Genomic DNA, 23081 nt, shown 5'->3' on the forward strand with positions numbered 1-23081 from the left:
TTCAATCGAAATGGGGGGTGCGTCGACGCCGGGGACCCGGCGCCACTCCGCAGTGGCCGACTCTAACCCCTGGCGCCTTGGATTTCTGCTACGCGCGCCGGGCGCAGAACTGCAACGCGGAATGAAGAGGCGCGTTTACGCCTCGACCTTGCCGGAACGCCGAGGCGTGGATGGCGACTTCTGTGTCGCGCCTCGCGCCTCGCGCATGCGCATGCGTTGGCGGCGCTGCCTACTCGCGCTTCAGCGCGTGACCTTTGTCATCGCAAAGGTTCGACGCATCCTCCGGGCAGCGCTGGAAGCTGCCAAGATCAAGCGAGGGCTGGCCGTAGGCGCTGAACCAGTTGACGCCCTCCTGCACCAGCTCGAAGCGGATCGGCAGACCGAGCGCCGGCGCCGCCGGCAGATCGACGCTGAGCTCGGCGCTCTGTCCCAGGGCGATCAGCGGCAGGGCGGCGCGGGCGAAATCGCGATTGCCCGGCGGTGCATCATCGCCGTTCGGGCCGAGCAGCTGGGCGCCGAGGTTGACCATCATGCTGCCTGCGCTGACCAGGCGGTGCTGACCGTCGTTGAAGATGCGGACCCGCACGCGCAGCACGTCGGCGGCTGCGACGTAGACTGCTGGTGATGCCAGTTCCATCCGGGTGGCGATCTGGATGGGATCGATCGGCGCATGGATGTCCACCGGCTCCGAGGCGGCCGTGGGCGCCGTCGGCGCCGCAGCCGGTGGCGTTGCCGGTGTTGCCGCAGCCGCAGGCGTCGGGGCGGCAGAAGCTGGCGGAGCCGCGGGCGATACCTGCTGGGTGCCTTCACAGCCGGCCAGCAGGCCCAGCAGGATGCAGCTGTAAAGCATTCGTGTCGAAGCGATGCTCACGAAAATCCTTGTGCAAGCTAACGATCAGGAAGTTGGATCAGGTGCGAAACGGCCGGCTTGAGCCTTGGCTCATGTTGTCTTGGTTCAAGCGGGCAGGTACGGCGGCAGGTGTTCAGGGGGCAGGTCTGCCAGCAGAGGGGCGGCAAGATCCTTGTGCGACAGCAGCGGCGTGGCCAGCGGCCAGTCGACGGCGACGGTGGGATCGTCCCAGCGCAGACTGCGGTCGCCCTCGCGGTCGTAGGGGGCGGTGCACAGGTAGCTGAAAATCGCGTGCGCACTGCTGACCGCGAAACCGTGCGCGAAGCCGGGTGGTATCCAGAAGTGACGGTGGTTTTCGCCACTCAGCACCACGCCAGTCCAACGGCCAAAGTGCGGCGAGCCGCGGCGGATATCGACGGCGACATCGAACACCTCGCCCTCCAGCACGCTGACCAGCTTGCCCTGCGGGTTTGGCCACTGAAAGTGCAGGCCGCGCAGCACGCCGCGGCTGGAGGTCGACACATTGTGCTGCACGACCTCGAAGTCTAGGCCCGCATCGACAAAACGCTGACGGTTCCAGCTTTCAAAGAAAGCGCCGCGGGCATCATCGAACACGGCGGGCTCGATCACCACGCAGCCGGGCAAGTCGGTCTCGATGATTTTCATCGTGCCAGACCCAGCTTCAGCAGGCTCATCAGATACTGGCCATAGCCATTCTTCAGCAAGGGCTGGGCCAGGGCTTCAAGCTCGCTGGCGGTGATCCAGCCGTTCGAGTAGGCGATTTCCTCGGGGCAGCACACGCGCAGGCCCTGCCGTTGCTCGATGGTCTCGATGAAGTTGCCGGCCTGCAGCAGGGACTCATGAGTGCCCGTGTCCAGCCAGGCATAGCCGCGGCCGAGCTTTTCCAGCCGCAGCGAGCCGTCGTCAAGATAGCGGCGATTGAGATCGGTGATTTCCAGCTCGCCGCGCGGCGAGGGCTTCAGCTCGGCGGCGAACTCTGGTGCACGGCCGTCGTAGAAATACAGGCCGGTGACGGCGTAGTTCGACTTCGGCTCTCGCGGTTTTTCCTCCAGGCCGATGACCGTGCCACTGGCGTCGAATTCGGCCACGCCGTAGCGCTCGGGGTCGCGCACCCAGTAGCCGAACACCACCGCGCCGTTCTGCAATGTGGCGGCGCGGCGCAGCTGCTCGGAAAAACCATGGCCGTAGAAGATGTTGTCGCCCAGCACCAGGCAGGACGGCTCAGCATTGATGAACTCGCGGCCGATCAGATAGGCCTGGGCCAATCCATCCGGGCTCGGCTGAGCGGCGTATTCGATCCGCATGCCCCACTGGCTGCCATCACCCAGCAGCTGGCGGAACAGCGCTTGCTCGTGCGGCGTGTTGATGATCAGCACCTCGCGGATGCCGGCCAGCATCAAGGTGCTCAGCGGGTAGTAAATCATCGGCTTGTCGTACACCGGCAGCAGCTGTTTGCTGATCGCCTGGGTGATCGGATACAGCCGTGTGCCGGAACCGCCGGCGAGGATGATGCCTTTCATGCGTTGCGCCCGAGATTCGTGGTGTTGAGTGGTCGCCGTCGATGGCGCGATTGCTTCACACGTCACCTCGCCCAATCCGCTCCAGCCGGTAGCTGCCGTCCAGCACGCGCTGGACCCAGGCCTGGTTTGCGAGATACCAGTCGACCGTTTCAGCCATGCCCTGCTCGAAGCTGCGGCTCGGTGCCCAGCCCAGCTCGGATTTCAGCTTGCTGGCGTCGATGGCATAGCGGCGGTCATGGCCGGGGCGGTCGGTGACATAAGTGATCTGCGAGGCGCGCGGGGCGCCGTCGGCGCGCGGCACGCGCGCATCGATCAGCGCGCACAGGGTGTTCACCACCTCGATGTTCTCGCGCTCGGCATCGCCGCCGACGTTGTAGACCTCGCCAATGCGGCCGGCTTCGAGCACGCGTGCGATCGCGCGACAGTGGTCGCCGACGAACAGCCAGTCGCGGATGTTGCGGCCATCGCCGTAGACCGGAAGCGGCTCACCGGCCATCGCGCGCTGGATGATCAGCGGGATGAGCTTCTCCGGGAACTGGTAGGGCCCGTAATTGTTGCTGCAGTTGGTGGTCAGTACCGGCAGGCCGTAGGTATGGTGGTAAGCACGCACCAAGTGATCCGAGGCCGCCTTGGAGGCTGAGTAGGGCGAATTCGGCGCATACGGCGACTGCTCGCTGAAGCGGCCCTGCTCGCCGAGTGAGCCGTACACCTCGTCTGTCGACACGTGCAGGAAGCGGAACCCGGCGCGCGCAGCCGCATCGAGCGCGCCGAAATAGCCACGCGCAGCTTCGAGCAGGTTGAAGGTGCCGACGATATTGGTCTGGATGAAGGCGCCGGGCCCGTCGATGCTGCGATCGACATGGCTTTCTGCAGCGAAATTGACGATCGCCTCGGGCCGGTGTTCGCTCAACAGACGGTCGATCAGGCTGCGGTCGCCGATATCGCCCTGCACGAACACGTGCTGAGGATTGCCATCAAGGCTGGCCAGGGTGTCGCGGTTGCCGGCATAGGTCAGCGCATCAAGATTGATGACGCGATGGCCGGCGGCGACCTGCTGCAGCACGAAATTGCCGCCGATGAAGCCAGCGCCGCCGGTAACGAGAAGAGTGCTCATGCGAAAAGCTCATCCTTTAGGGAACAGGGCCGAGTGCGACCGTGAACTGGCGCAGAAGTTTACAGCAGCCGCCGCCGGCGGCTTGGCGCTCGCGGGCGGCGTCGACCCGAAGATTCCCCCCCGCGGTGACACTGGCCGGCATCTGCACCGACGCGCTCAGTCGCGTTCGCCTGCATACGGGTCGGGCATGCCCAGGCTGGCCAGGATCTCGCGCTCAATCGCCTCCATCGCCTCAGCCTCGGCGTCCTGCGCGTGGTCGTAGCCCAGCAGATGCAGCACGCCGTGCACCACCATATGGGCGTAGTGGTGCTTGAGGGTCTTGCCCTGCTCGCTGGCCTCGCGGGCGATGACCGGCGCGCACAGCACCAGATCGCCGAGGATGGGCAGGGGCACGCCGGGCGGCAGTTCGGCCGGAAAACTCAGCACATTGGTGGCGTAGTCGCGGCCGCGGTAGTCGCGGTTCAGGGCCTGGCCCTCATCGCTGTCCACCAGCCGGATCGACAGCTCGCCGTCTTCGCGGCGACCCTTGAGCCCGGCTTCGGCGAAGCCGCGCAGGCTGGTTGCCGCTGGCAGGCCGGCGCGCGGCAGGCCGTAGCTGATATCAACCCGGCTCATCCTTCCTGGGTCTCGGCGGTGACGCCGTCGCGGCGGTCGTAGGCGCGGACGATACGCGCCACCAGCGGGTGTCGCACCACATCGCCCGCAGTGAAGAAGGTGAACGAAATGCCCTCGACTTCGCGCAGCACCTCCAATGCATCGCGCAGGCCGGATTTCTGCGCCTTGGGCAGATCGATCTGGCTCAGATCACCGGTGATCACCGCGGTCGAGCCGAAACCGATCCGGGTCAGGAACATCTTCATCTGTTCGACCGAGGTGTTCTGCGCCTCATCCAGAATCACGAAGGCGTCATTCAGGGTGCGCCCGCGCATGTAGGCCAGCGGGGCGATCTCAATGACATTGCGTTCGATCAGCTTGGCTACGCGTTCGGTGCCAAGCATCTCGTACAGCGCGTCGTACAGCGGCCGCAGGTAGGGATCGATTTTCTGGCTGAGATCGCCTGGCAGAAAGCCGAGCTTTTCGCCCGCTTCGACGGCCGGCCGCACCAGCAGCAATCGCTGCACGCGGTTCTCGCTGAGGGCTTCGACCGCCATCGCTACCGCAAGAAAGGTCTTGCCGGTGCCGGCCGGGCCGATGCCGAAGTTGATGTCGTGGGTGGCGATCGCGTGCAGGTAGCGGCCCTGGTTGGGGCCGCGTCCGCGCACCACGCCGCGCTTGACCTTGATCGCCACATCCTGGGCGCTCTCGGCCGCGCGCACTGCATGGAGTTCGACCAGCGCGTCAACGCCTGAGTCCTGCAGGCGCAGGTGCACCGCCGCGGCGTTCAGCGTCTCGGTTTCGGTGTCGTCGTAGAGCTCGCGCAGCAGGGTCTCGGCCTTGGCCGCCAGCGCTGGTTCGGCGATCACCCGGAAGATGTTGCCGCGGTTGGCGATCTCCACGCCGAGGCGCAGTTCGATCTGGCGCAGGTGTTCGTCGAGCGGGCCGCACAGGTTGGCGAGGCGCTCAAGGTGGTCGGGTTCGAGGACGAAGTCGCGTTGAATCAGGGAACTGGTCATGCCGCGCAGTTTAGCAGCGCCGCGTCAGCTGGCCGCCGCGCGGACGTCGGTCGGCCAGACGACCACGGGCTGAGGCGTAGACCGTGCGCGCTTTCAGGGCGACTCGAAGCCATCGGCAAACAGCTCGCCTACCAGCACCATCTCGCCGGTATTGCCGGCGGCGTCGGTGACGGTGATGCCGACCCCGCGGCTGAATTGGGCCAGGGGTAGCACGTACTCGCGCACTTGCTGGGCACTCGCGAGGGCATAGGTCTGGGTCAGCGCCGGGCGCAGGATCGTGGCCTCGTCGAAGCGGTAGAAGTCGAGCCGCAGCGGATAGGCGGCGGCACTCGGGCTGGAGTCCACCCGCAGGCTCAGGCGCAGTTCGCCCGCCACGCTGTCGGAGACGATCGCGGACACCTCGGCGGTGTTCTGCAGACGGTTGCCTGCGGCCACGGCGAAGGGATCGGTGCCGGTGCCGTCGAGATCACCGGGGTCGTTCGGCGTGCGGCCGTCGAAATTGTTGGTGGTGGCCAGATCGATCGCTTGGCCGCGGTTGGCAAGGTACGCATTGCCGATGATCGGTGCGCCCCAGCAGCTGTTGACCGCGACCGCAGCATTGGCTCCATAGGCGAACAGATTGCCCTCGCCAATGGCATCACCGCCGATGGCGACCCGGCAGTGGCCGAGCCGGCCGATCTGGATGGAAGGCACGCTCTGGCTGGGCGAGCTCGGATTGCCGCCGTTGCCCAGCGCGACGCCATCGGGGTTGGTGCCGATCAGGTTGCCGAGGATGCGCAGCTGGGCCGCGCCGCCGGTCGACTCAGGCGAGGCTGATGCGGAGATCGCGTTGAAACGGCTGCCGACCAGAATGTTCGCCTCTGCCGCCGAGCTGCCGCCGATCAGGGCGTCGGTCCAGGGGCCGATCAGCTGGATAGCGTAGTCCTGCGCCCCGGCGATGGCGGCGAGTGTCGCGGTGGCGCCGACGACATTGCCCTGGATACGCAGCCCAATCAGGCCGCGCTGCTGAGTCATGCCGGCGAACTGGTTGGCCGAGATCACATTGGCCTGCGCCGGCAGGCTGCCACCTATCCGTGCCTGGCCGCCCAGTGCGATACCGGTGCGATTGGGCGCAGCGACTTCGCCACTGATATCCACGCCGATGTGATTGCCTTCGATCACATGCGGCCCCGGTTCGAACAGGAAGACCGCGTTGTTGCAGTTGCCGAGCGCCAGCCCGCGCACGCTGAGGCTGCTGACCCCGAGCATGCAGTTGCCGCTCAAACCCGGGCCGCGCAGTTCGATCTTGAGGGCGTGGGCGACAGCGGTCAGTGGCGGGTTGCTGTTGGCGGCGGCGCCGGGTTGAGTGAAGCCGTCGATCGTCAGCGGCGCGGTCACCACCAGCTCACCGCCCACAGCGATGCGCCAGTGGCTGCTGGCGGCGATGAAGCCGGAATCGCTGTCGGGAATGTCGAATTGGATCTCGTCTGCGCCCGCGCTGCCGTTCGCACTTTGAATGGCGCCGCGCAGGGAGCAGTCGTCGGGTGCTTCGGTGCATGCCGAGAGGGCCGCATCGCTGCTGGTGTCGACGGTCAGGATCGCCGCCTGCGCAGGGCCGGAGTAGGCGAGGGCGATGATCAGCAGGGTGCGGTTCGGGCGCATGGCGAGGTCCTTGCCGCGACGCGGCTGTCGAGGCTTCTGCAATCACCTACGCCGACGCTCGCGAAACCTGACATTGCTCGCAGCGATCCATTCGCCGCTGCCTACTCGCTGTAGCGGAAGTGGCCCGCCGTCAGCTTTAGAGTGGCACCATCGCTTGCGACCAGGCTGCCTTCGAAGCGCGCCTCGATTCGAACCGGGTTGACCTGCATCTGCAGCAGCTCCACCTCGATGTCGTAGCCGAGCACATTGCCCATCAGATAGCGCTCCTGGCTCAGGTTGGCCAGCTGCACCATACCGATCGCCGGAGCCGTACTTTGCAGCCGATAAGTGCCCGGCTGCGTCGCCGCATGCAGGTTGAGGTTGAACGCCTGCTCGTGCGCGTCCTTGGGGCCGAACGAACCGGACATGATCACAGTCTGGCCCATGCCCGGCGGATGCACGGCGCCCCAGATCTCGCGATCGGCCTGCCAAGCGACGCCATCCAGCTGCAGGGTCAGCAGCGGTCCAGCGGCGGTGGGCGTTGATGTGCTCGGGGCAGGCTGCACGCGCGCGACCCGCGGGTCTGAATCCGCCGGCGATGGCGGGTTGGACTGGCTGCAGGCGGCGACACCGACCGCGAGCATGAGTGTGAGTAGGGCATGGCGAGGTGACATCGGTGAACTCCTTCTGATCGCGGTTGGGACGTACATGCCAGGCTGCGCCCCTGGCTGGCGGCGGTTGCGGCTGATGTGGTTGCGTTGCTGGTCTCGGCGGTGTCTGCGGCTAGATCCTCAGGCGATGGCAGCGGACTCGGTGGGTTTGTAGCGTCGGCCCCGATTTGGCGCCAGCTCAGCGACTGTCCTGTACGTGAGCAAGTCGGCAGGAGCGACAGGCTCATCGGGAGGTCGGCGCTTTGACGCAGGTGGATCGGTTCATGCGGTGTGATGGCAAGGGGCTTGACTGCGCATACGCGGATTGCGCCCGTCGCCTGACAGGGTCGGGTGCGGCGGGCGGGAACGCGGCCGATCCAGTCAGCTCTCTTCAATCCGCTAGACTCTCGACGAACCGACCCCATGACCGCGCGCATGAGCCAATCCGCAGGCGACATCACCCAGCTGTTGCGACGCTGGCACGCCGGCGAGGCCGAGTCGCTGGACGCGCTGTTGCCCAAGGTCTACGCCGAGCTGCGCCAGCTCGCAGCACATGAGCTGCGTGGCCATCGCAATCACGAAACCCTGCAGCCGACGGCCCTGGTCAACGAGGTGTTTGCGCGCCTGCTGGCGGCTGCGAATGTGGACATCAGCAACCGCAAGCATCTGTTCACCACCGCCGCGAAGCTGATGCGCCAGACCCTGGTCGACCGCGCCCGCGCGCAGCAGCGCGAAAAGCGTGGCGGCGGTCACTGGCAGCGGGTCGATTTCATCGAAGCACTCGCTTTGCCAATCGAGCAGGACACCCAGCTGCCGGCGCTGGATGAAGCTCTGCAGGCGCTTGCTGCACTCGACCCGCGGATGGCCCAGATCGTCGAGTTGCGCTATTTCGTCGGGCTTGAGGTGGCTGAGGTCGCGCACCTGCTGGAGGTCGACGAGCGCACCGTGTATCGAGACTGGGCCATGGCGCGGGCCTGGCTGCGCCAGCGGATGGAGCTGTAGCCATGGCATGTCGGTTTCGGGCCGCAATGACGTACGTCTGAGGCATGCACATCGACACTTCCGACGGCAGCCACTTCGCACGCCTGCGCCACCAGTTCCACCTGCTGGTCGATGCCGATCAGGATCGCCGCGCGGCCATTCTGGCCCGGCTGGACGAAGCCGATGCCGAACTCGCCGCCGAGCTGCGCGGCCTGCTCGACAAGCTCGACGAAGCCGATCTGGACGCCGCCACGGCTGCGGCGGTGCCGGCACAGCTGGGGCCGTTCCGGCTGCTGCATCGGATCGGCCGCGGCGGCATGGGCGATGTGTATCTGGCTGAACGGATCGACGGTGGCTTCGAACAGCAGGTGGCCTTGAAGCGGGTGCGCGAGGCAGGGTTCTCGCCGGCCGCCAACCGGCGTTTCCAGCGCGAGCGGCAGATCCTCGCGCGCCTGCTGCATCCGAACATCGCCCATCTCATTGACGGCGGCATCGGCGCCGATGGGCGCCCCTGGCTGGCGCTGGAGTATGTGCAGGGCGAGCGCATCACCGACTGGTGCGCGCGGCGCGCGCTGGATACCGCGGCGCGGGTGCGCCTGTTTCTGCCGGTGTGCGATGCGGTGCAGCTGGCCCACCGCAATCTGGTGGTGCATCGCGATCTGAAGCCCGCCAACCTGCTGGTGAACGCCGAAGGCCGCCCCAAGCTGCTCGACTTCGGCATCGCCCGCCTGCTTGAGCCGGGCGACACCGAGCGCACCCAGACCTCGCTGGCGATGACGCCGGCCTACGCGGCGCCGGAGCAGCAGCGCGGCGGCGAGATCACTACAGCGACCGATGTTTTTCAGCTCGGTCGGGTGCTGCAGGAACTGTTGACCGAGCGGGGGCCGGAGATCGATCTGGCCCGCGGCTCTGCGCATTCGGCGATCGACGACGCGCGCCGGACGACGGTCACTCCGCGTGGCGACCTCGGACGCATCCTTGCCAAGGCCCAGGCCGAGCTGACGGCGGATCGCTACGCCAGCGTCGCGATGCTCGCGGATGACCTGGGCGACTGGCTGGCGGCACGCCCACTGCGTAGCGGCATCGGCAGTGCGCGTGCGCAGACGCGCTACCTGCTGACACGCTTTCGCTGGCCGCTGGATCTCGCCGCTGCGGTGCTGGTGACACTGAGCCTGGGGGCGATCGTGGCCTTGCAGCAGGCGCAGCTGCAGACTCGCGCCGCGCAGGCACATCTGAAGTCTCTGCTGGACGTGCTGGGCTCGGCCAATCCAGGCCGGTACGCCGGCCGCGAAGCCACCGCCGGGGAGTTCCTGCTTGGCGCTGCCACCGCCCTGCAGCAGCGCGCCGACGATCAGCCCGAGCTGGTGCGACGCGCCTCGGTGGAGATCGCACACGCGTTGATCAATCTCGGCCGCGGTGGCGACGCCGAGCCGCTGCTGCAGACGGCACTGCTCGCGGCTGAGCGTGATCCGGGCGCAAGCTTGGATGCCCGCTTGGTCATTCTCGGCCTGTTGATGCATGCGCAGGATTCACCCGCAGCCGCGTCGCGGGCGCGGGTCAGCGCCGCCCAGATCGAGGCGCTGGTGGGCGAGGGCACGGTTGCCACCGGCAACGCCGTCGATGCCCTGGCCCGCGCCGGTGGCGTGCTGTCCAAGCAGGGCGAATTCGCGCTGTCGCGGCGCCTGTTCGCGCGCGCCGAAGTGCTGATCGGCGCAAGCGCCAAGGCCGCACCCAAGGGCGTGGTCGAGAACTACTGGCGGCAGCGCCGATGGGCGGCGCTGCGCGCTGCCGATGCGGACACCGCGCAGGCAGCGCTGGTGAAGAGTCTGGCCGTGATCGCTGCCGACCCGACCGGGTTTTCGCCCTTGCGTCGGGCCGAAGGCGAAGTGCTGTTGGCCGAGGCCGAACTGGCCAACGGCGAACGCGAAGCGGCCCAGCAGCGTTTCGAGGCCGCCTTGCCGGTGCTGTTGGAAGAGTACGGTGGCGAACATCCCGAGCGGGCTGCGACCTGGGTCAAACGTGCGGCCCATGCCTTGGGCGGAGCCGATCTGGCCGGGCCGCGCGACTGGCTGGCATTGGCGGAGCCGGTGCTGCTTCGACACGCGTCCGACTATGCGCGCGACCTGGCCTACATTCCGATGCTGCGGGCCCGGTTGGCCGCGCAGCAGCGGGACTGCACTGCCGCGAGGCAAGAACTTGCGCTCGCGGCGCAGCGCGTAGAGGACTTGCCGCAGCGCTTGCCGCGCGAGCAGGCCGCGTTGAGCACGGCCGCACAGGCTGTTGCGGGCGCCTGCGACGCTTAGCAGAGACTGGACAGCTGTCGCTGGACGTCAGGCGGCCTCGACGTCCTGATCGGACAGATAGACGCGACCGCGCAGCGAATTGCTCATCGCCTCGGTGATGACCACATCGACGAACTCGCCGATCAGCCGAGCGGGCGCGGCAAAGTTGACGAAACGCATGTTCTCGGTGCGGCCGGTGAGTTCGTTCGCATCCTTCTTGCTGGTGCCGGTGACCAGCACGCGCTGCACGCTGCCGACCATGGCCTGCGAGATGGCCTTGGCATTGGCATCGATTGCCGCCTGCAGGCGCGCCAGCCGCGCGCTCTTCTCGGCGGCCGGGGTTTCATCCGGCAGGTTGGCCGCCGGTGTGCCCGGGCGCGACGAATACACGAAGGAGAAGCTCTGGTCGAAGCCGATGTCTTCGATCAGCTTCATGGTCGCCTCGAAGTCGCGCTCGCTCTCGCCGGGGAATCCGACGATGAAATCGGAGCTGATCGAAATGCCGGGCTTGGCCTCGCGCAAACGGCGGATCTTGGCCTTGTACTCGAGCGCGGTGTGGCCGCGCTTCATCGCCGACAGAATGCGATCGGCGCCGGCCTGCACCGGCAAGTGCACGAAGGAGGCCAGTTCCGGCACATCGCGATGGGCCTCGATCAGGCTGTCGCTGAATTCGACCGGGTGCGAGGTGGTGTAGCGGATGCGGCCGATGCCCGGAATCTGCGCGATCGCGCGGATCAGGTCGGCGAGGTCGGCAGTGCCGGCCTCGGCATCGTCTCGGTCGAGCAGGCCGCGATAGGCGTTGACGTTCTGGCCTAGCAGGTTGACCTCTTTCACCCCCTGTTCGGCCAACTGCGCCACTTCGAGCAGCACATCGGCAAATGGCCGGCTGACTTCTTCGCCGCGGGTGTAGGGCACCACGCAGAAGGTGCAGTACTTGCTGCAGCCTTCCATGATCGAAACGAACGCCGTCGGTCCGTCGGCGCGCGGTTCCGGCAGGCGATCGAACTTCTCGATCTCGGGAAAGCTGATATCGACCTGCGGACGGCCCGACTCGCGCTTGGCCTCGATCATCTCCGGCAGGCGGTGCAGGGTCTGCGGGCCGAACACCAGGTCGACATAGGGCGCGCGCTTCAGGATCGCTGCACCTTCCTGGCTGGCGACGCAACCGCCGACGCCGATGATGAGCTTGTCGTTCTTCTGCTTGAGCTGCTTCCAGCGACCGAGCTGACTGAACACTTTTTCCTGCGCTTTCTCGCGGATCGAACAGGTGTTGACCAGGATGACATCGGCCTCGTCCTCGTTGTCGGTCAACTCCAGGCCGTGCGACGCAGCCAGCACGTCGGCCATCTTGGCGGAGTCGTACTCGTTCATCTGGCAGCCGTGGGTTTTGACGAAGAGCTTGCCGGCCATGGGCATTGGAACCTTGCAGAAGAGGGTGGTCACGCGACGCGTGTGATCCGCGCGCGCAGCGAGGCCGCAATTGTAGGCACGTCATGGACTTGGGGCCACCGTCGCGTGCCGATGCGGCACGACGGGTTGCATTGATTTGAAAATTCCGGAAATATCGAAATATGCAAACCGACACCTTGGTCCGTCGACTTTCCGCCTTGGCCCAGCCCACCCGGCTGAGCCTCTTTCGTCGCCCGCTGAAGCAGGGCCGAAGCGGCGCGCGAGCGCAGGAGCTGGCGTGCCAGCTCGGGATCGGCGGAACTGCACTCTCGTTTCATCTGAAGGCTCTGCTGCGCTCTGGCCTGATCGAAGGCAGGGCCGAGGCGGGGGACATCCGTTACTTCGCCGTGGTCGCAGCGACCCGCGAGCTGATAGAAGCGCTTTCGCAAGGCTGCTGTGAGGCCAGCGGCGAAGGCTGCGAACTGGGTGATCCGCTTCGGCCGGAGCCCGGCCGACGGCTGAAATCGCCAACTCGCCAAAAACCATCAAGGAACCTGCATGCCCCTGCGTGAACTTTTCGACCCCGATCTGCTGCCCGCGCTGGACCTGCACTACGCCCAGCGGCGCCCTGCTGCAGGCTTGGGCAGCGGCGAGCCGCCTCGCATCCTGCTGCTGTATGGCTCGCTGCGGGAGCGCTCGTTCTCGCGTTTGGCGGTGGAAGAAGCGGCGCGTCTGCTGCGCTTCTTCGGCGCCGACACTCGCATCTTCGACCCCTCGACCTTGCCTTTGCCCGATCAGATCAGCAACGACGATCACCCGGCTGTGCGTGAGCTGCGCGAGCTGTCGCTGTGGTCGGAGGGGCAGGTCTGGTGCAGCCCCGAGCGCCACGGCGCGATCACTGCGGTGATGAAGGCGCAGATCGATCACCTGCCTCTGTCGATCGGCGCGCTGCGCCCGACGCAAGGCCGCACACTCGCGGTGATGCAGGTGTCGGGCGGCTCGCAGTCGTTCAACGCGGTCAACACCCTGCGTTTGCTGGGGCGCTGGATGCGCATGTTCACCATTCCCAACCAGAGCAGTGTGGCGATGGCCTGGAAGGAGTTCGATGAGCAGGGGCGGATGAAGCCTTCGGCGTACTACGAGCGAATCGTCGATGTGATGGAGGAACTGGTGCGCTTTACCGTGCTGCTGCGCCCGCATGCCGCCAGCCTGGTGGATCGCTACTCGGAGCGCCGCGAGGTCGGGCTGAAGGCGGACGCCACCGCTGCCCTGGCGAAAGCGGCCACCGTCTGAGCCAGGCTTGCCGACAGCGACGCGCGCCGCCATGCTCGCGCGTCGAATCCGCGGAAGCCCAACCATGCCCGAACTCGCACCGAGCGATACCGAACTGCTGGACCTCGCGCGCCGCGTTGGCGAGTGCCTGCAGCGGGAGCATCTGTCGCTCGCCACGGCTGAAAGCTGTACCGGTGGCTGGATCGCCAAGATGGTGACGGATGTGCCGGGCTGCTCGGCCTGGTTCGAGTGCGGCATCGCGGCCTACAGCTACGAGGCCAAGCAGGCGCTGCTCGGTGTACGCCCCGACACTCTGCTGAAGCATGGCGCGGTGAGCGAAGAAACCGTGCTGGAAATGGTCTCCGGAGCATTGATCCACACCGGCGCGACGGTCTCGGTGGCGGTCACCGGCATTGCCGGCCCAGGCGGCGGCACAGAGGACAAACCGGTCGGCACGGTCTGGCTGGCATGGAAGCGTCGTGGCGGCTATCCGCGCGCCGAACTGCACCAGTTCGCCGGCGATCGCGAGCAGATCCGCCGGCAGACAGTCGCGGTCGCACTGCGCGGCATCCGCGGAATTCTTACCCCGCGCTGAGCCTTTCACCGAGGGCGCAGTCGGGGGCTGTGGGATACTGTGGGCCTGCCTCGCGGCGGCGGTCTCAGCTCCTGAGAATGCGCTTCCGCAGTCTCCCCCGACCTTTCAACGACCCAGCCGTCAAGGATCCGCCATGGACGACAACAAGAAGCGTGCGCTTTCCGCAGCCCTTTCCCAGATCGAGAAGCAGTTCGGCAAGGGCGCGGTCATGCGTATGGGCGACAACCCGATCGAGAAGGCCGAGGTGATCGGCACCGGTTCGCTGATGCTCGATATCGCGCTCGGCATCGGCGGCCTGCCCAAGGGCCGCGTGGTCGAAATCTACGGCCCTGAATCCTCCGGCAAGACCACCCTGACCCTGCAGACGATCGCCGAGTGCCAGAAGGCCGGCGGGACCGCTGCGTTTGTCGATGCCGAGCACGCGCTGGATCCGGGCTATGCGCAGAAGCTCGGCGTCAACGTCGATGACCTGCTGGTCAGCCAGCCCGACACCGGCGAACAGGCGCTGGAGATCGCCGACATGCTGGTGCGCTCCAATGCGGTCGACATCGTGGTGATCGATTCGGTCGCTGCGCTGACTCCGCGTGCCGAGATCGAAGGCGATATGGGCGACCAGCTGCCGGGCCTGCAGGCCCGACTGATGAGCCAAGCTCTGCGCAAGTTGACCGGCAACATCAAGCGTTCCAACTGCATGGTGATTTTCATCAACCAGCTGCGCATGAAGATCGGCGCGATGATGCCCGGCCAAAGCCCGGAAACCACCACCGGTGGCAACGCGCTGAAGTTTTACGCCTCGATCCGTCTGGACATCCGCCGCATCGGCGCGATCAAGAAAGGCGACGAGATCATCGGCAACCAGACCAAGATCAAAGTGGTCAAGAACAAGATGGCGCCGCCGTTCAAACAGGTCGTTACCGAGATCCTGTACGGCGAAGGCATCAGCCGCGAGGGCGAGCTGATCGAAATGGGCGTCGAGGCCAAGCTGGTCGAGAAATCCGGCGCCTGGTACGGCTACGGCGCCGAGCGTATCGGCCAGGGCAAGGAGAACGCGCGCCAGTGGCTGAAGGACAACCCCGCGGCCGCGCTTGAACTTGAAGTCAAGCTGCGCGAGCTGTTCGTGCCGACTGCGATTTCGCCCGATGCCGACGCCGCCGCCGACTGATCCGGGCGCGGAGTCTGCGCGGCGGAGGCCGCGGGATTCCGCACTGGCGCGAGCGATCGGGCTGCTGTCGCGGCGCGAACATTCGAGCATCGAGCTCAAACGCAAGTTGATCCAGCGCGGCTTCGACCCCGATGAGGTCGAGGCCGCGCTGTCGCGTCTGCAGCAGGCGGGTCTGCAGGACGACACCCGTTTCGCTGAATCGCTGGTGCGCAGCCGTGCAGATTCGGGCCGCGGCCCGATGCATCTGCTCGCGGAGCTGGCCCAGCACGGGGTCAAAGGCGAGCAGAGCAGTGCTCTGCTTGAGTATGCGAACGATCAATCCAGCTGGACCGAGCGCGCGCTGGAGTTGGCGCGCAGGCGCTTTCCGAATGGCGTCAGTGATGCGCGTGAGCGGCGACGCTTGGCCGACCTGCTGGTTCGCCGCGGCTTTGGCGGCGACAGTATCCGCGCGGTGCTGGTGGTGCTGTCAGCCGGCGCTGAGGATGACGAAGAGTTCGCAGGGCAGTAGCACCGGTGCGGACGACCGTGGACTGCTAGTCCGCCGCGATCTGCAGCAGGCGCACGCGCTTGCCTTCGGTGTCCGTGCCATCCAGCCGTGCCAGGCCAAGACGGTCAAAATCGAGTTCGATGGCCTGATCGGCGATCCGCAGCTGACACAGGTCAGGCAGGCGGTCGGTGGTCTGGTCTTCGGCGACACACAGCAGTTCGACCTTGCCCTTGCCATCGGTCAGCGCGAATCCGCTGGTGGTGGGACGCAGCTGGCTGAGTTCGAAACTGTGGGTCTCGGGTCGCGAATCAACCTCGCCGGGTAGTACCAGCAGCCACTGGCCGAGCCAAGTCTCCGCGGTCGACTGGGCGAAGCTGAAGCGGACCATCGGCAGCGGACGCAGAACGAGATCGATGCCTTCGGCTTCCGAATACACCAGCCAGAAAGTCGCCTTGGCAGGCCCTTCGTACTCGACCAAAACCCGGCCCAGGCTTTCGACACCCTGTGGCCGCTGGTAGACACCGCGCGGGCCTGATCCATTCGACAAACGGCTGAGGCTGAGGCTCGCCGTGTTCTGACCCAGCTCGCCGCTGGCGATCGACCAATCCGGCCGGCCTTCGGCGTCATAGCCAAACAGCACCAGGCTCAGTGCCTCGCCCTGGTGCTCCAGGTTCAGGCCGATGCCAGGCCCGGCATAGCGCTCTTCGTCCTGCGGGTCGGCCCACCAGTAGCCGTTTTCCGGCGCGCTGGCGGGTGCGGCTGATGTCCCCATGCTCAGCAGCTCGAAGCCGCGCAAGCGCAGGCCGTCGTCGGAATCAATCGCGTAGTGGATGCGCTGTACGCCGGGCTCGACCAGCGCCGAACGCACATTCAGCTGGCTGCCGGTGTCGATGACATAGCTCGACACTACCTGGCCGCAAACCCGACGCGCGCTGGTGTCGCGGGCCAGCACCCAGATGTCGCGGCCACGAACTTCGACACTGCTGAGTTCGGGCGTGCAGGCGTTGGGCCAGCTGTCCTCGATGCGCAGATGCAGGGCGTCGCCGCTGCGCAGAGCCGGCTGAAGCGCTGTGATCTGGGCGCCTGCCGCGGCGACTGGAGCTGCTGACCACAGGCTGCCGATCGCCGCTGCGGCCACCCAAAGGCCAGCAAACGGGAAGTTTGAGCGCCGCGGATGGCGAGAGAGTCCGTTCATGGGCCGAGACTGTACCGCAGCTGCGGCGACCACCGCGACCATCGGCAGGTTCCGCTTCAGGTCCGTCTTTCGGATAATGGCGGGTCAGCCTGCGCGCCGCTACCCTGTTGCACTGGCCTGCGCGCCGCGACTTTCGCCGTGACTCCTGCCGTGGCCTCGCACAAAAGATGCAGGGCTCGGGCGGCGGCGTGCTCCTTCGAATTCAACCCTGCGAGATCCAAATCATCATGAGCACCACTATCGCGGTCATCCGCGGCGACGGCATCGGCCCGGAAATCATGGACGCCACCCTGCGGGTGCTGGACGCCATGCAGCTGGGTCTGGTCTACGAGTTCATCGACGCCGGCATGGTGGCGCTGGAGAAACACGGCGAGCTGCTGCCGCAGTCCTCGGTGGACACAATCGAGCGGCTCGGCATCGCCCTGAAGAGCCCGCTGACCACGCCGGTCGGTGAAGGCTTCAGCTCGATCAACGTGGCCCTGCGCAAGCGCTTCGACCTCTATGCCAACGTTCGCCCGGCGATTTCGTTCCCGAACACCAAGGCTCGCTACAGCGGCATCGACATCATCACCGTGCGTGAGAACACCGAAGGCGCCTACATCGGTGAGGGCCAGACGGTGTCGCCGGATGGTGAGGTCGCCACCCTGACCCAGCGCATCACCCGCAAGGGTTCGGACCGCATCGTGCGCTACGCCTATGAGCTGGCGCGCAGTGCCGGCCGGCGCAAGGTCACCATCGTGCACAAGGCCAATATCCTGAAGAGCACCTCGGGCCTGTTCCTGAAAGTGGCGCGCGAGATCTCCAAGCTGTACCCGGACATCGAAACCCAGGAAATGATCGTCGACAACACCTGCATGCAGCTGGTGATGCGGCCCGAGCAGTTCGATGTGATCGTCACCACCAACCTGTTCGGTGACATCGTCTCCGACCTTTGCGCCGGCCTGGTCGGCGGTCTTGGGCTGGCCCCGGGCGCAAACATCGGCGAGAAGGCGGCAATCTTCGAGGCCGTGCATGGCTCGGCGCCGGACATTGCCGGGCAGGGCATCGCCAACCCCTGTGCCCTGCTGCTGGGCGCCGCGCAGATGCTCGGACACCTCGATCTCGAAGCGGACGCCAAGCGGTTGCGTGCGGCCATCGTCGCCACCATGGAAGCGCGCGATCGCGTGACCCCTGACCTCGGCGGCACCGGCAGCACCGACAGCTTTGCCGATGCGATCATCGAGCGGCTGGGGGCCTGACCGACGAAGCGTTGTGCAATGAGATGAGATCGGAGTCGCCCCTGCCGACCTTGCAGGGGCGTCCCTCGCTACGACCTCAAGTATTGCCCAAGGCTTCCGGTGTGCAGATGTCGAACAATCCGAGCCGGCGCGTGCGTCGAGCCAGGGTCAACAGGGCCAGATCGCGGCTGAGCAACACGGTGGCGTCGGCGGCGCAGGCCAGCTCCAGAAACTTCTGGTCATCCGGGTCGCGGCAGCGCGGCAGCGCCGGCCAGGGCAGGGCGCGCGAAGCAATCGTCACCATCTTCGCCTGCTGATCAAATCGCGCCGAGGCCACGGACAGCTCTGCGGGCGTGAGCCGCAGCGCGGGGTAGTCGAGCACCCGACGCCACTCCTCGCGGCAGGCGGCATTCGACAGCGCGACCGCGCGGCCGCTGTCGAGGGATGCCCGCAAGCCCGCGCAGCGCGGATCGTTGAACAGCAGCAGATCCAGCCAGACATTGGTGTCCAGCACCAGGCGTTGAACGGACGGGGCGAAGGCGTCGGCGGGCATTGCCCATTCTGCCGCGCCTGCGCCGCAGCGCGCTCTTCGACTACTGGAATCCGGGCTGACCGACCTGTGCCGCCGACTGCGGTACGCGCAGCAGGTCCGCCGGATCGTAGCCGTGCGGGCGCAGGCGTTCGACCAGCTCGGCATAGGTCGCAGCGTCCATCTGCGGCTCGCGCGCGAACACCCAGGCCAGGCTGCGCTTGGGGTTGCCGATCAGCGCCCAACGGTACTCGGAGTCGACCTCCAGCACCTGCAGCTGGACCGACAACACGCCGAAGAAGCGCTGCTTCCAGTGCGCGCCGCCGCTGCCTTCAAGAGGCCGCGCACTGGCCTTCAGCGTGCGTTCGGTGGTCTCGTCGAACGACTTGCGGTAGGCGTACACCACATCGATGCCGCCGTCCTGGCGCAGGCTGTAGTTGTCCGAGCTGGCGACCTTGCCGCGCTCGGCGAAGTAGGGAATGTTGGCGATCACCCACCAGCGGCCCATGAAGCGCGGCAGGTCAAGCGCGGCGATGGCAGGGCGCGACATGGCGGTTTCCTTCGGCAGGGTGGTGCAGGCGGCGATCGCTGCGATCATGCTCAGCAGCAGGGCCGCACGCAGATTCAGGAGCTTGGGCATGGCGGTTGATCCAGTGGGTGCAGCCGCATGCTTGGCCCGCGCGAGTGCAGGTGACGCGAAATCTGTGGCGCGCACGTGCTAACCAGACTTCGGCGCCGCGCATCCAAGCCGGCATGAGTTCCGACCCTACCGCGATACTGAGTGCCGCCCGAGGCGGCGATGCCGCTGCGTTCCGTCAGCTGGTCGAGCTGCACAGCCGGGCGGTGTTTCAGCTGTGCTGGCGCATTACCCGCGATGTCGCGCTGGCCGAAGACGCCGCGCAGGAGGCCTTCTACAAGGCCTGGCGTGCGCTGGCCGAGTTCGACGGCCGCGCCGCGTTCTCGACCTGGCTGCATCGGATTGCGGTCAACGCCGCGCTGGAGCAGCTGCGCCGCAACGCGCGCCATCGACATCAGCAAAGCGAGTCCGATGCCGACGGCGAGGACGCGTCATCGCTGGATCTGTTCGTCGATGCCGAGCCCGATGTTGATACCGAATCCCACCACGCTGCGCCCGGCCCACAGGCACATGCGCGTGCCGCCGAGCTGGCGACGCGGGTGAGCGCGGAGCTCACGCAGATGAGCGTGATGGAGCGCACCGCCTTCGTGCTGCGGCATGTCGAGGGCGAATCGCTGGAGCAGATCGCCGCCCAGCTGTCGCTCAACATCGGCCAAAGCAAACAGGCGATTTTCCGCGCCGTGCGCAAGCTGCGCGCGGCGCTGCAGGACTGGAGCTAGAGCATGACCACGACGTCGCCGATCGATGACCGCGAGCTGATCCTCTACCACTACCGCGATGGCCTGCCGCAGGCGCGATTGCGCGAGATCGATACAGCGCTGGCGATCGATGTCGCGCTGTCGGCGCGCTATGCCGGCCTGTGCGCCACGCTCGATGCCAGTGCGCTGGATCTGCCTCCCGAGCCCGCGCAGGGGCTTTCAGACCGGATCTGGCAAGGTCTGTCGGCGCGTGCAGCGGCTGATGCCGCGGTGCCGCCACAGGCGCGGTTGAGCCATCGACACGGCTTTGGCCGACGTCGACTGCAGCGCGGCCTGGCTGCGGGTATCGCTGCGGCCGTGCTGCTGTCGGTGAGTTTCATGGCCGGACGCGAGCATGGCCTGCAGCAACAGCCGCCAACGCCCGTCGTTGCCAGCGAGCGCGTGTATGCGAATGTTCTGGCACAGCACCTCGATAGCACGCGGCGGGCACTGATGACCGCGGTGAACGTCGACGGCGACAGCCTGCGAGTTGGCAATGCGGAGCTGGCGCGCGCGCTGATCGACAACAACCGGCTCTATCTAGCCGCGGCGCGCCATAGCGGCGACACCCGCCTGGTCGATCTGCTGCAGACGCTGGAGCCTGTGTTGATCGAGCTGGCTAACCCGGCGCAGGCCGATGACATCCAACTGCGTACAGGTCTGGGCGATTTCGTCGAGCGTTCGGATCTGATCTTCCAGGTGCGCGCGGCGGAAGCCGGCCTGCGCGCCCGCAACGCGATCACCAGCACCTGATATCCGCCTGACGGATGTCGTGTATCCGAAACCCGTTGCACCCTCATTCAAGGACAGGAGTCCGGCCATGATGAATCGAATCACTCGCCCGCTCGCGCTGCCGCTGCGCGCGCTCGGCTTCGCCCTGGCGCTGGCGGTCGGCTCTGCCGCCGCCGCCCCCGATGACCGCGCCATGGCGCCCAGCGGCAGCGCCAGCCAGACCCTGTATTGGCAGGGCCATGAACAGTTGAAACAGGGTCGCTGGGAGCAGGCCCTGCAGCTGTTCCTCGAACTGGAGCAGCAGCTGCGTCGCGACGAGCCGGCAGCGGCCGACAGCGCGCTGTACTGGCAGGCCTACGCACAGCGTCAGGGACGCCGCGTGGCTGAGGCTCGCGCCACCGTCGAGCGCCTGCAGCGCGAGTTCCCGCAAAGCCGCTGGCTGGCCGAAGCGCAAAGTCTGCTCGGCGCACCCGCTGCTGCCACCAGCGTTGCAGCCGACGCTGCTGAGCGCGAAGACCTGGTCGAATCCGCTCTGGCGGGCCTGCTGTCCGCGCCCTCCGAGCGTGCGCTGCCCTTGCTGCAGCGGGTGATCGCCGGCAACTACAGCGCACGCAGCAAGGAGCGGGCGTTGTTTGTGTTGAGCCAGATCGATGATCCACAGGCCAGCGCGCAGATTCTGCAGATCGCCCGCAGCGGCGAGCCTGACTTGCGCGACCGCGCGATCCGCATGCTCGGCATGTCCGGCAACGACGCCGCCCGGCAAGCGCTGCAAACCCTGTATCGCGACAGTTCGGAGTTGAAGGTGCGGCAGTCGGTGCTGCAAGCCTGGATGATCAGCTCGGATTCCGCCTCCATGCTGCAGGCCGCGCAGACGGATCCTTCCACCGAGCTGCGCGCCGAGGCGGTGCGTCTGCTTGGGGCGATGGGGGCCTTGGACGAGTTGCGCCAGCTGCTCTCCACAAGCACCGACGCCGATGTGCAGGAGTCGGCTTTGGACGCGCTCGGTATTGCGGGCGCCAGCGACGATCTCGTCGCAGTCGCCACGGGCAAGGCCGCGCTACCGCTGCGCATGCAGGCCCTGCGCGGACTCGGCATCGCCGGTGCCGGCGAGCAGCTGGTCGCGTTGTACCCGCGGCTGGAGTCGGCGGAACTGAAGGCTGCAGCGCGCGAGGGTCTGCTGATCAGCGGCCACCAGAGCGGCCTGCGGCAGCTCTACAACGCAGCGCAGGACGCGGACGAAAAGCGTGAGCTGCTGAAGCTGGTCAGCCTGCTCGGCGGTGACGATGCGCTGGATGCGATCGAACAAGCGATTGAAGAGGGAGAAGGTCGATGAGCATCGTCAGTGTGTTGTGGGCGCGGCTGCGTCAGGAGCTGCAAGATTGGCGTGGCGGCGCGTTGCAGCTGCGGCTTTTGAGTCAGCTGCAGAGTGCCTGGCTGCTGATGGCCCTGCTGAGCCCGCAGCCCGCGCTCGCGCAGCCGCTGGAAGGCGCCCCAACTGAGGGTTGGGCGCACTGGCAGGTGCCCAAGCAGGCCGGGACCGGCGTGGCGTGCTGCATCGATGGCGCTGACCTGAAAGGGCGAGGCTGCAACCTCGACGCGCGTGCCAACACCTATCACGTCAATGCGTCTGCATCGGAATTGACCGTGACCGACCGGCTGGATGTCTACGTGCGCTTTGCGGGAAGTGAAGCGGTTGAAGTGCGCGCCTACGACGCCCAGTGCCCGGTGCACTCGGCCGCCCCGCCGATCGAACTGGCCTCGACCAGCCCCGACAGCAGCGCCCGCTGGCTGGCCGCACAAAGCCTGCGCGGGCACAGCTCGCCAGGCCGAAAAAGCGAGCTGGGTGAGGGCGCGCTGGTGGCCTTGGCCCTGCACGCCACGCCCGTGGCCAGCTCGGCGCTGATCGATCTCAGCGCCGCCGGCAAGCCGGATGGGCTGCGCCGCAACGCTGCGTTCTGGCTGGGCCAGGTGCGCGGCGAGGCGGGTATCGAACAGGTGCTTGCACTTTCGCGCGGAGCCGAGTCGGACGGCTTTCTGGAGCATCTCGCCTTCGTGCTTTCAGAGTCGGAGTTGCCGCAGGCCCGCGCCGGTTTGAGTGCGCTCGCCGGTGCCGGACGCAGCGACTCCGTGCGCGGCGGCGCCTTGTTCTGGATCGCTCAAGCGGGCTGGGACGATGCCGAACAGCGCATCCTCGCCGCGCTGGCCGTCGATGCCACGCCGGAGCTGCAGGAGAAAGCAGTGTTCGCGCTAAGTCAGCTCAAGGACGGCGGTGATGAGGCCTTGATCCGCCTGCTGCAGGGCAGCTATCCGCGCGCCGCGAAGAAGCAGGCGTTGTTCTGGCTGGGCCAGTCGGGCTCGGATCGCGCACTCGAGTTTCTGGATCGCCATCTTGCAGATGGAGCTGGCTGAGCGCGGTCAAGCGTGGTCGTTCCGCACCCTGTGCGCGCCGGGTCGCGTGTGAGTCTGGATCGGTAGATG

General features: G+C 66.7%; 24 protein-coding genes. 12 read left to right on the forward strand and 12 right to left on the reverse strand.

Translation table 11 applies throughout. The features are described from left to right. Window positions 1–229: 229 nt before the first annotated feature. The 8 genes from ACIQ7H_RS04680 to ACIQ7H_RS04715 all read right to left on the reverse strand — a co-directional run bounded on the left by ACIQ7H_RS04680 (window position 230) and on the right by ACIQ7H_RS04715 (window position 7412). Window positions 230–871 carry a hypothetical protein gene (locus ACIQ7H_RS04680; RefSeq protein ID WP_395788893.1) on the reverse strand — a complete coding sequence of 214 codons (642 nt, stop codon included), beginning with the start codon at window positions 869–871 and terminating at the stop codon, window positions 230–232. Window positions 872–955: 84 nt separating this feature from the next. Next, window positions 956–1516 carry a dTDP-4-dehydrorhamnose 3,5-epimerase gene (gene rfbC, locus ACIQ7H_RS04685; RefSeq protein WP_395788895.1) on the reverse strand — a complete coding sequence of 187 codons (561 nt, stop codon included), beginning with the start codon at window positions 1514–1516 and terminating at the stop codon, window positions 956–958. Continuing rightward, complete coding sequence (rfbA, locus tag ACIQ7H_RS04690) at window positions 1513–2391, reverse strand: glucose-1-phosphate thymidylyltransferase RfbA (protein WP_395788897.1); 879 nt, start codon at window positions 2389–2391, stop codon at window positions 1513–1515. The genes rfbC and rfbA overlap by 4 nt, the downstream gene beginning before the upstream one ends. A 55-nt stretch (window positions 2392–2446) precedes the next feature. After that, window positions 2447–3505, reverse strand: a complete 1059-nt coding sequence (gene rfbB / locus ACIQ7H_RS04695; protein WP_395788899.1) for a dTDP-glucose 4,6-dehydratase — start codon at window positions 3503–3505, stop codon at window positions 2447–2449. A gap of 156 nt (window positions 3506–3661) precedes the next feature. Beyond that, window positions 3662–4120, reverse strand: a complete 459-nt coding sequence (gene ybeY / locus ACIQ7H_RS04700; protein WP_395788901.1) for an rRNA maturation RNase YbeY — start codon at window positions 4118–4120, stop codon at window positions 3662–3664. After that, window positions 4117–5118 carry a PhoH family protein gene (locus ACIQ7H_RS04705; RefSeq protein WP_395788903.1) on the reverse strand — a complete coding sequence of 334 codons (1002 nt, stop codon included), beginning with the start codon at window positions 5116–5118 and terminating at the stop codon, window positions 4117–4119. The genes ybeY and ACIQ7H_RS04705 overlap by 4 nt, the downstream gene beginning before the upstream one ends. A 93-nt stretch (window positions 5119–5211) precedes the next feature. Next, entirely contained in the window at window positions 5212–6759 is a 1548-nt protein-coding gene (locus tag ACIQ7H_RS04710) for a hypothetical protein (RefSeq protein WP_395788905.1), read from the reverse strand. A gap of 101 nt (window positions 6760–6860) precedes the next feature. Further along, on the reverse strand, window positions 6861–7412 hold the full coding sequence (locus tag ACIQ7H_RS04715; RefSeq protein WP_395788907.1) for a hypothetical protein: 552 nt from the start codon (window positions 7410–7412) through the stop codon (window positions 6861–6863). Window positions 7413–7823: 411 nt separating this feature from the next. Between ACIQ7H_RS04715 and ACIQ7H_RS04720 the strand changes: the two genes are divergently transcribed. Next, window positions 7824–8390 carry an ECF-type sigma factor gene (locus ACIQ7H_RS04720; protein ID WP_395788909.1) on the forward strand — a complete coding sequence of 189 codons (567 nt, stop codon included), beginning with the start codon at window positions 7824–7826 and terminating at the stop codon, window positions 8388–8390. Window positions 8391–8434: 44 nt separating this feature from the next. After that, window positions 8435–10672 carry a protein kinase gene (locus tag ACIQ7H_RS04725; protein WP_395788911.1) on the forward strand — a complete coding sequence of 746 codons (2238 nt, stop codon included), beginning with the start codon at window positions 8435–8437 and terminating at the stop codon, window positions 10670–10672. Between the two features lie 27 nt (window positions 10673–10699). Here ACIQ7H_RS04725 and miaB read toward each other — a convergent pair whose 3' ends face one another. After that, a complete protein-coding gene (gene miaB / locus ACIQ7H_RS04730; protein ID WP_395789024.1) occupies window positions 10700–12067 on the reverse strand; it encodes a tRNA (N6-isopentenyl adenosine(37)-C2)-methylthiotransferase MiaB in 1368 nt (455 codons plus the stop codon). A gap of 191 nt (window positions 12068–12258) precedes the next feature. On the opposite strand from miaB, the gene ACIQ7H_RS04735 reads away from it, so the two are divergent. The 5 genes from ACIQ7H_RS04735 (at window position 12259) to ACIQ7H_RS04755 (ending at window position 15577) form a co-directional block, all read left to right on the forward strand. After that, window positions 12259–12612 carry an ArsR/SmtB family transcription factor gene (locus tag ACIQ7H_RS04735; RefSeq protein ID WP_395788913.1) on the forward strand — a complete coding sequence of 118 codons (354 nt, stop codon included), beginning with the start codon at window positions 12259–12261 and terminating at the stop codon, window positions 12610–12612. Next, a complete protein-coding gene (gene arsH, locus ACIQ7H_RS04740; protein ID WP_395788915.1) occupies window positions 12599–13333 on the forward strand; it encodes an arsenical resistance protein ArsH in 735 nt (244 codons plus the stop codon). The genes ACIQ7H_RS04735 and arsH overlap by 14 nt, the downstream gene beginning before the upstream one ends. 64 nt (window positions 13334–13397) lie before the next feature. Then, window positions 13398–13907, forward strand: a complete 510-nt coding sequence (locus tag ACIQ7H_RS04745) for a CinA family protein (RefSeq protein ID WP_395788917.1) — start codon at window positions 13398–13400, stop codon at window positions 13905–13907. A gap of 133 nt (window positions 13908–14040) precedes the next feature. Beyond that, complete coding sequence (gene recA, locus ACIQ7H_RS04750; RefSeq protein ID WP_395788919.1) at window positions 14041–15069, forward strand: recombinase RecA; 1029 nt, start codon at window positions 14041–14043, stop codon at window positions 15067–15069. Then, window positions 15047–15577, forward strand: a complete 531-nt coding sequence (locus tag ACIQ7H_RS04755; protein WP_395788921.1) for a regulatory protein RecX — start codon at window positions 15047–15049, stop codon at window positions 15575–15577. Before recA ends, ACIQ7H_RS04755 begins: the two co-directional genes overlap by 23 nt. A 25-nt stretch (window positions 15578–15602) precedes the next feature. Here the strand turns inward: ACIQ7H_RS04755 and ACIQ7H_RS04760 are convergent, their stop codons facing one another. Beyond that, window positions 15603–16751, reverse strand: coding sequence for a hypothetical protein (locus ACIQ7H_RS04760; RefSeq protein ID WP_395788923.1), 1149 nt, complete (start codon window positions 16749–16751; stop codon window positions 15603–15605). 227 nt (window positions 16752–16978) lie between these two features. Here ACIQ7H_RS04760 and ACIQ7H_RS04765 point away from each other — a divergent pair, with 227 nt between their 5' ends. Beyond that, complete coding sequence (locus tag ACIQ7H_RS04765) at window positions 16979–17989, forward strand: isocitrate dehydrogenase (RefSeq protein ID WP_395788925.1); 1011 nt, start codon at window positions 16979–16981, stop codon at window positions 17987–17989. 76 nt (window positions 17990–18065) lie between these two features. Here the strand turns inward: ACIQ7H_RS04765 and ACIQ7H_RS04770 are convergent, their stop codons facing one another. Both ACIQ7H_RS04770 and ACIQ7H_RS04775 read right to left on the reverse strand, forming a co-directional pair. Next, complete coding sequence (locus ACIQ7H_RS04770) at window positions 18066–18521, reverse strand: putative toxin-antitoxin system toxin component, PIN family (protein WP_395788927.1); 456 nt, start codon at window positions 18519–18521, stop codon at window positions 18066–18068. Window positions 18522–18561: 40 nt separating this feature from the next. Further along, window positions 18562–19137, reverse strand: coding sequence for a lipocalin family protein (locus ACIQ7H_RS04775; protein ID WP_395788929.1), 576 nt, complete (start codon window positions 19135–19137; stop codon window positions 18562–18564). Between the two features lie 113 nt (window positions 19138–19250). Here ACIQ7H_RS04775 and ACIQ7H_RS04780 point away from each other — a divergent pair, with 113 nt between their 5' ends. From ACIQ7H_RS04780 to ACIQ7H_RS04795, 4 genes are all read left to right on the forward strand, one after another. Then, on the forward strand, window positions 19251–19853 hold the full coding sequence (locus ACIQ7H_RS04780) for an RNA polymerase sigma factor (protein WP_395788931.1): 603 nt from the start codon (window positions 19251–19253) through the stop codon (window positions 19851–19853). 3 nt (window positions 19854–19856) lie between these two features. After that, window positions 19857–20624: a hypothetical protein gene (locus ACIQ7H_RS04785; protein ID WP_395788933.1), complete on the forward strand. Its 768-nt coding sequence runs from the start codon at window positions 19857–19859 to the stop codon at window positions 20622–20624. Between the two features lie 67 nt (window positions 20625–20691). Continuing rightward, entirely contained in the window at window positions 20692–21936 is a 1245-nt protein-coding gene (locus tag ACIQ7H_RS04790; RefSeq protein WP_395788935.1) for a HEAT repeat domain-containing protein, read from the forward strand. Continuing rightward, window positions 21933–23012, forward strand: coding sequence for a hypothetical protein (locus tag ACIQ7H_RS04795; protein ID WP_395788936.1), 1080 nt, complete (start codon window positions 21933–21935; stop codon window positions 23010–23012). The genes ACIQ7H_RS04790 and ACIQ7H_RS04795 overlap by 4 nt, the downstream gene beginning before the upstream one ends. Window positions 23013–23081: the final 69 nt, after the last annotated feature.

Origin of the sequence: Aquimonas sp., from assembly GCF_044377145.1 — a bacterium.
In the GTDB taxonomy this organism is placed as follows: Bacteria; Pseudomonadota; Gammaproteobacteria; order Xanthomonadales; family Xanthomonadaceae; genus Aquimonas.

What these genes read in the sequence shown, in the direction of transcription:
- rfbC (WP_395788895.1), bottom strand. Translation starts at nt 1,516, where the DNA reads ATGAAAATCATCGAGACCGACTTGCCCGGCTGCGTGGTGATCGAGCCC.
- rfbA (WP_395788897.1), bottom strand. Translation starts at nt 2,391, where the DNA reads ATGAAAGGCATCATCCTCGCCGGCGGTTCCGGCACACGGCTGTATCCG.
- rfbB (WP_395788899.1), bottom strand. Translation starts at nt 3,505, where the DNA reads ATGAGCACTCTTCTCGTTACCGGCGGCGCTGGCTTCATCGGCGGCAAT.
- ybeY (WP_395788901.1), bottom strand. Translation starts at nt 4,120, where the DNA reads ATGAGCCGGGTTGATATCAGCTACGGCCTGCCGCGCGCCGGCCTGCCA.
- ACIQ7H_RS04705 (WP_395788903.1), bottom strand. Translation starts at nt 5,118, where the DNA reads ATGACCAGTTCCCTGATTCAACGCGACTTCGTCCTCGAACCCGACCAC.
- ACIQ7H_RS04710 (WP_395788905.1), bottom strand. Translation starts at nt 6,759, where the DNA reads ATGCGCCCGAACCGCACCCTGCTGATCATCGCCCTCGCCTACTCCGGC.
- ACIQ7H_RS04715 (WP_395788907.1), bottom strand. Translation starts at nt 7,412, where the DNA reads ATGTCACCTCGCCATGCCCTACTCACACTCATGCTCGCGGTCGGTGTC.
- ACIQ7H_RS04720 (WP_395788909.1), top strand. Translation starts at nt 7,824, where the DNA reads ATGAGCCAATCCGCAGGCGACATCACCCAGCTGTTGCGACGCTGGCAC.
- ACIQ7H_RS04725 (WP_395788911.1), top strand. Translation starts at nt 8,435, where the DNA reads ATGCACATCGACACTTCCGACGGCAGCCACTTCGCACGCCTGCGCCAC.
- miaB (WP_395789024.1), bottom strand. Translation starts at nt 12,067, where the DNA reads ATGCCCATGGCCGGCAAGCTCTTCGTCAAAACCCACGGCTGCCAGATG.
- arsH (WP_395788915.1), top strand. Translation starts at nt 12,599, where the DNA reads ATGCCCCTGCGTGAACTTTTCGACCCCGATCTGCTGCCCGCGCTGGAC.
- ACIQ7H_RS04745 (WP_395788917.1), top strand. Translation starts at nt 13,398, where the DNA reads ATGCCCGAACTCGCACCGAGCGATACCGAACTGCTGGACCTCGCGCGC.
- recA (WP_395788919.1), top strand. Translation starts at nt 14,041, where the DNA reads ATGGACGACAACAAGAAGCGTGCGCTTTCCGCAGCCCTTTCCCAGATC.
- ACIQ7H_RS04755 (WP_395788921.1), top strand. Translation starts at nt 15,047, where the DNA reads ATGCCGACGCCGCCGCCGACTGATCCGGGCGCGGAGTCTGCGCGGCGG.
- ACIQ7H_RS04760 (WP_395788923.1), bottom strand. Translation starts at nt 16,751, where the DNA reads ATGAACGGACTCTCTCGCCATCCGCGGCGCTCAAACTTCCCGTTTGCT.
- ACIQ7H_RS04765 (WP_395788925.1), top strand. Translation starts at nt 16,979, where the DNA reads ATGAGCACCACTATCGCGGTCATCCGCGGCGACGGCATCGGCCCGGAA.
- ACIQ7H_RS04770 (WP_395788927.1), bottom strand. Translation starts at nt 18,521, where the DNA reads ATGCCCGCCGACGCCTTCGCCCCGTCCGTTCAACGCCTGGTGCTGGAC.
- ACIQ7H_RS04775 (WP_395788929.1), bottom strand. Translation starts at nt 19,137, where the DNA reads ATGCCCAAGCTCCTGAATCTGCGTGCGGCCCTGCTGCTGAGCATGATC.
- ACIQ7H_RS04780 (WP_395788931.1), top strand. Translation starts at nt 19,251, where the DNA reads ATGAGTTCCGACCCTACCGCGATACTGAGTGCCGCCCGAGGCGGCGAT.
- ACIQ7H_RS04785 (WP_395788933.1), top strand. Translation starts at nt 19,857, where the DNA reads ATGACCACGACGTCGCCGATCGATGACCGCGAGCTGATCCTCTACCAC.
- ACIQ7H_RS04790 (WP_395788935.1), top strand. Translation starts at nt 20,692, where the DNA reads ATGATGAATCGAATCACTCGCCCGCTCGCGCTGCCGCTGCGCGCGCTC.
- ACIQ7H_RS04795 (WP_395788936.1), top strand. Translation starts at nt 21,933, where the DNA reads ATGAGCATCGTCAGTGTGTTGTGGGCGCGGCTGCGTCAGGAGCTGCAA.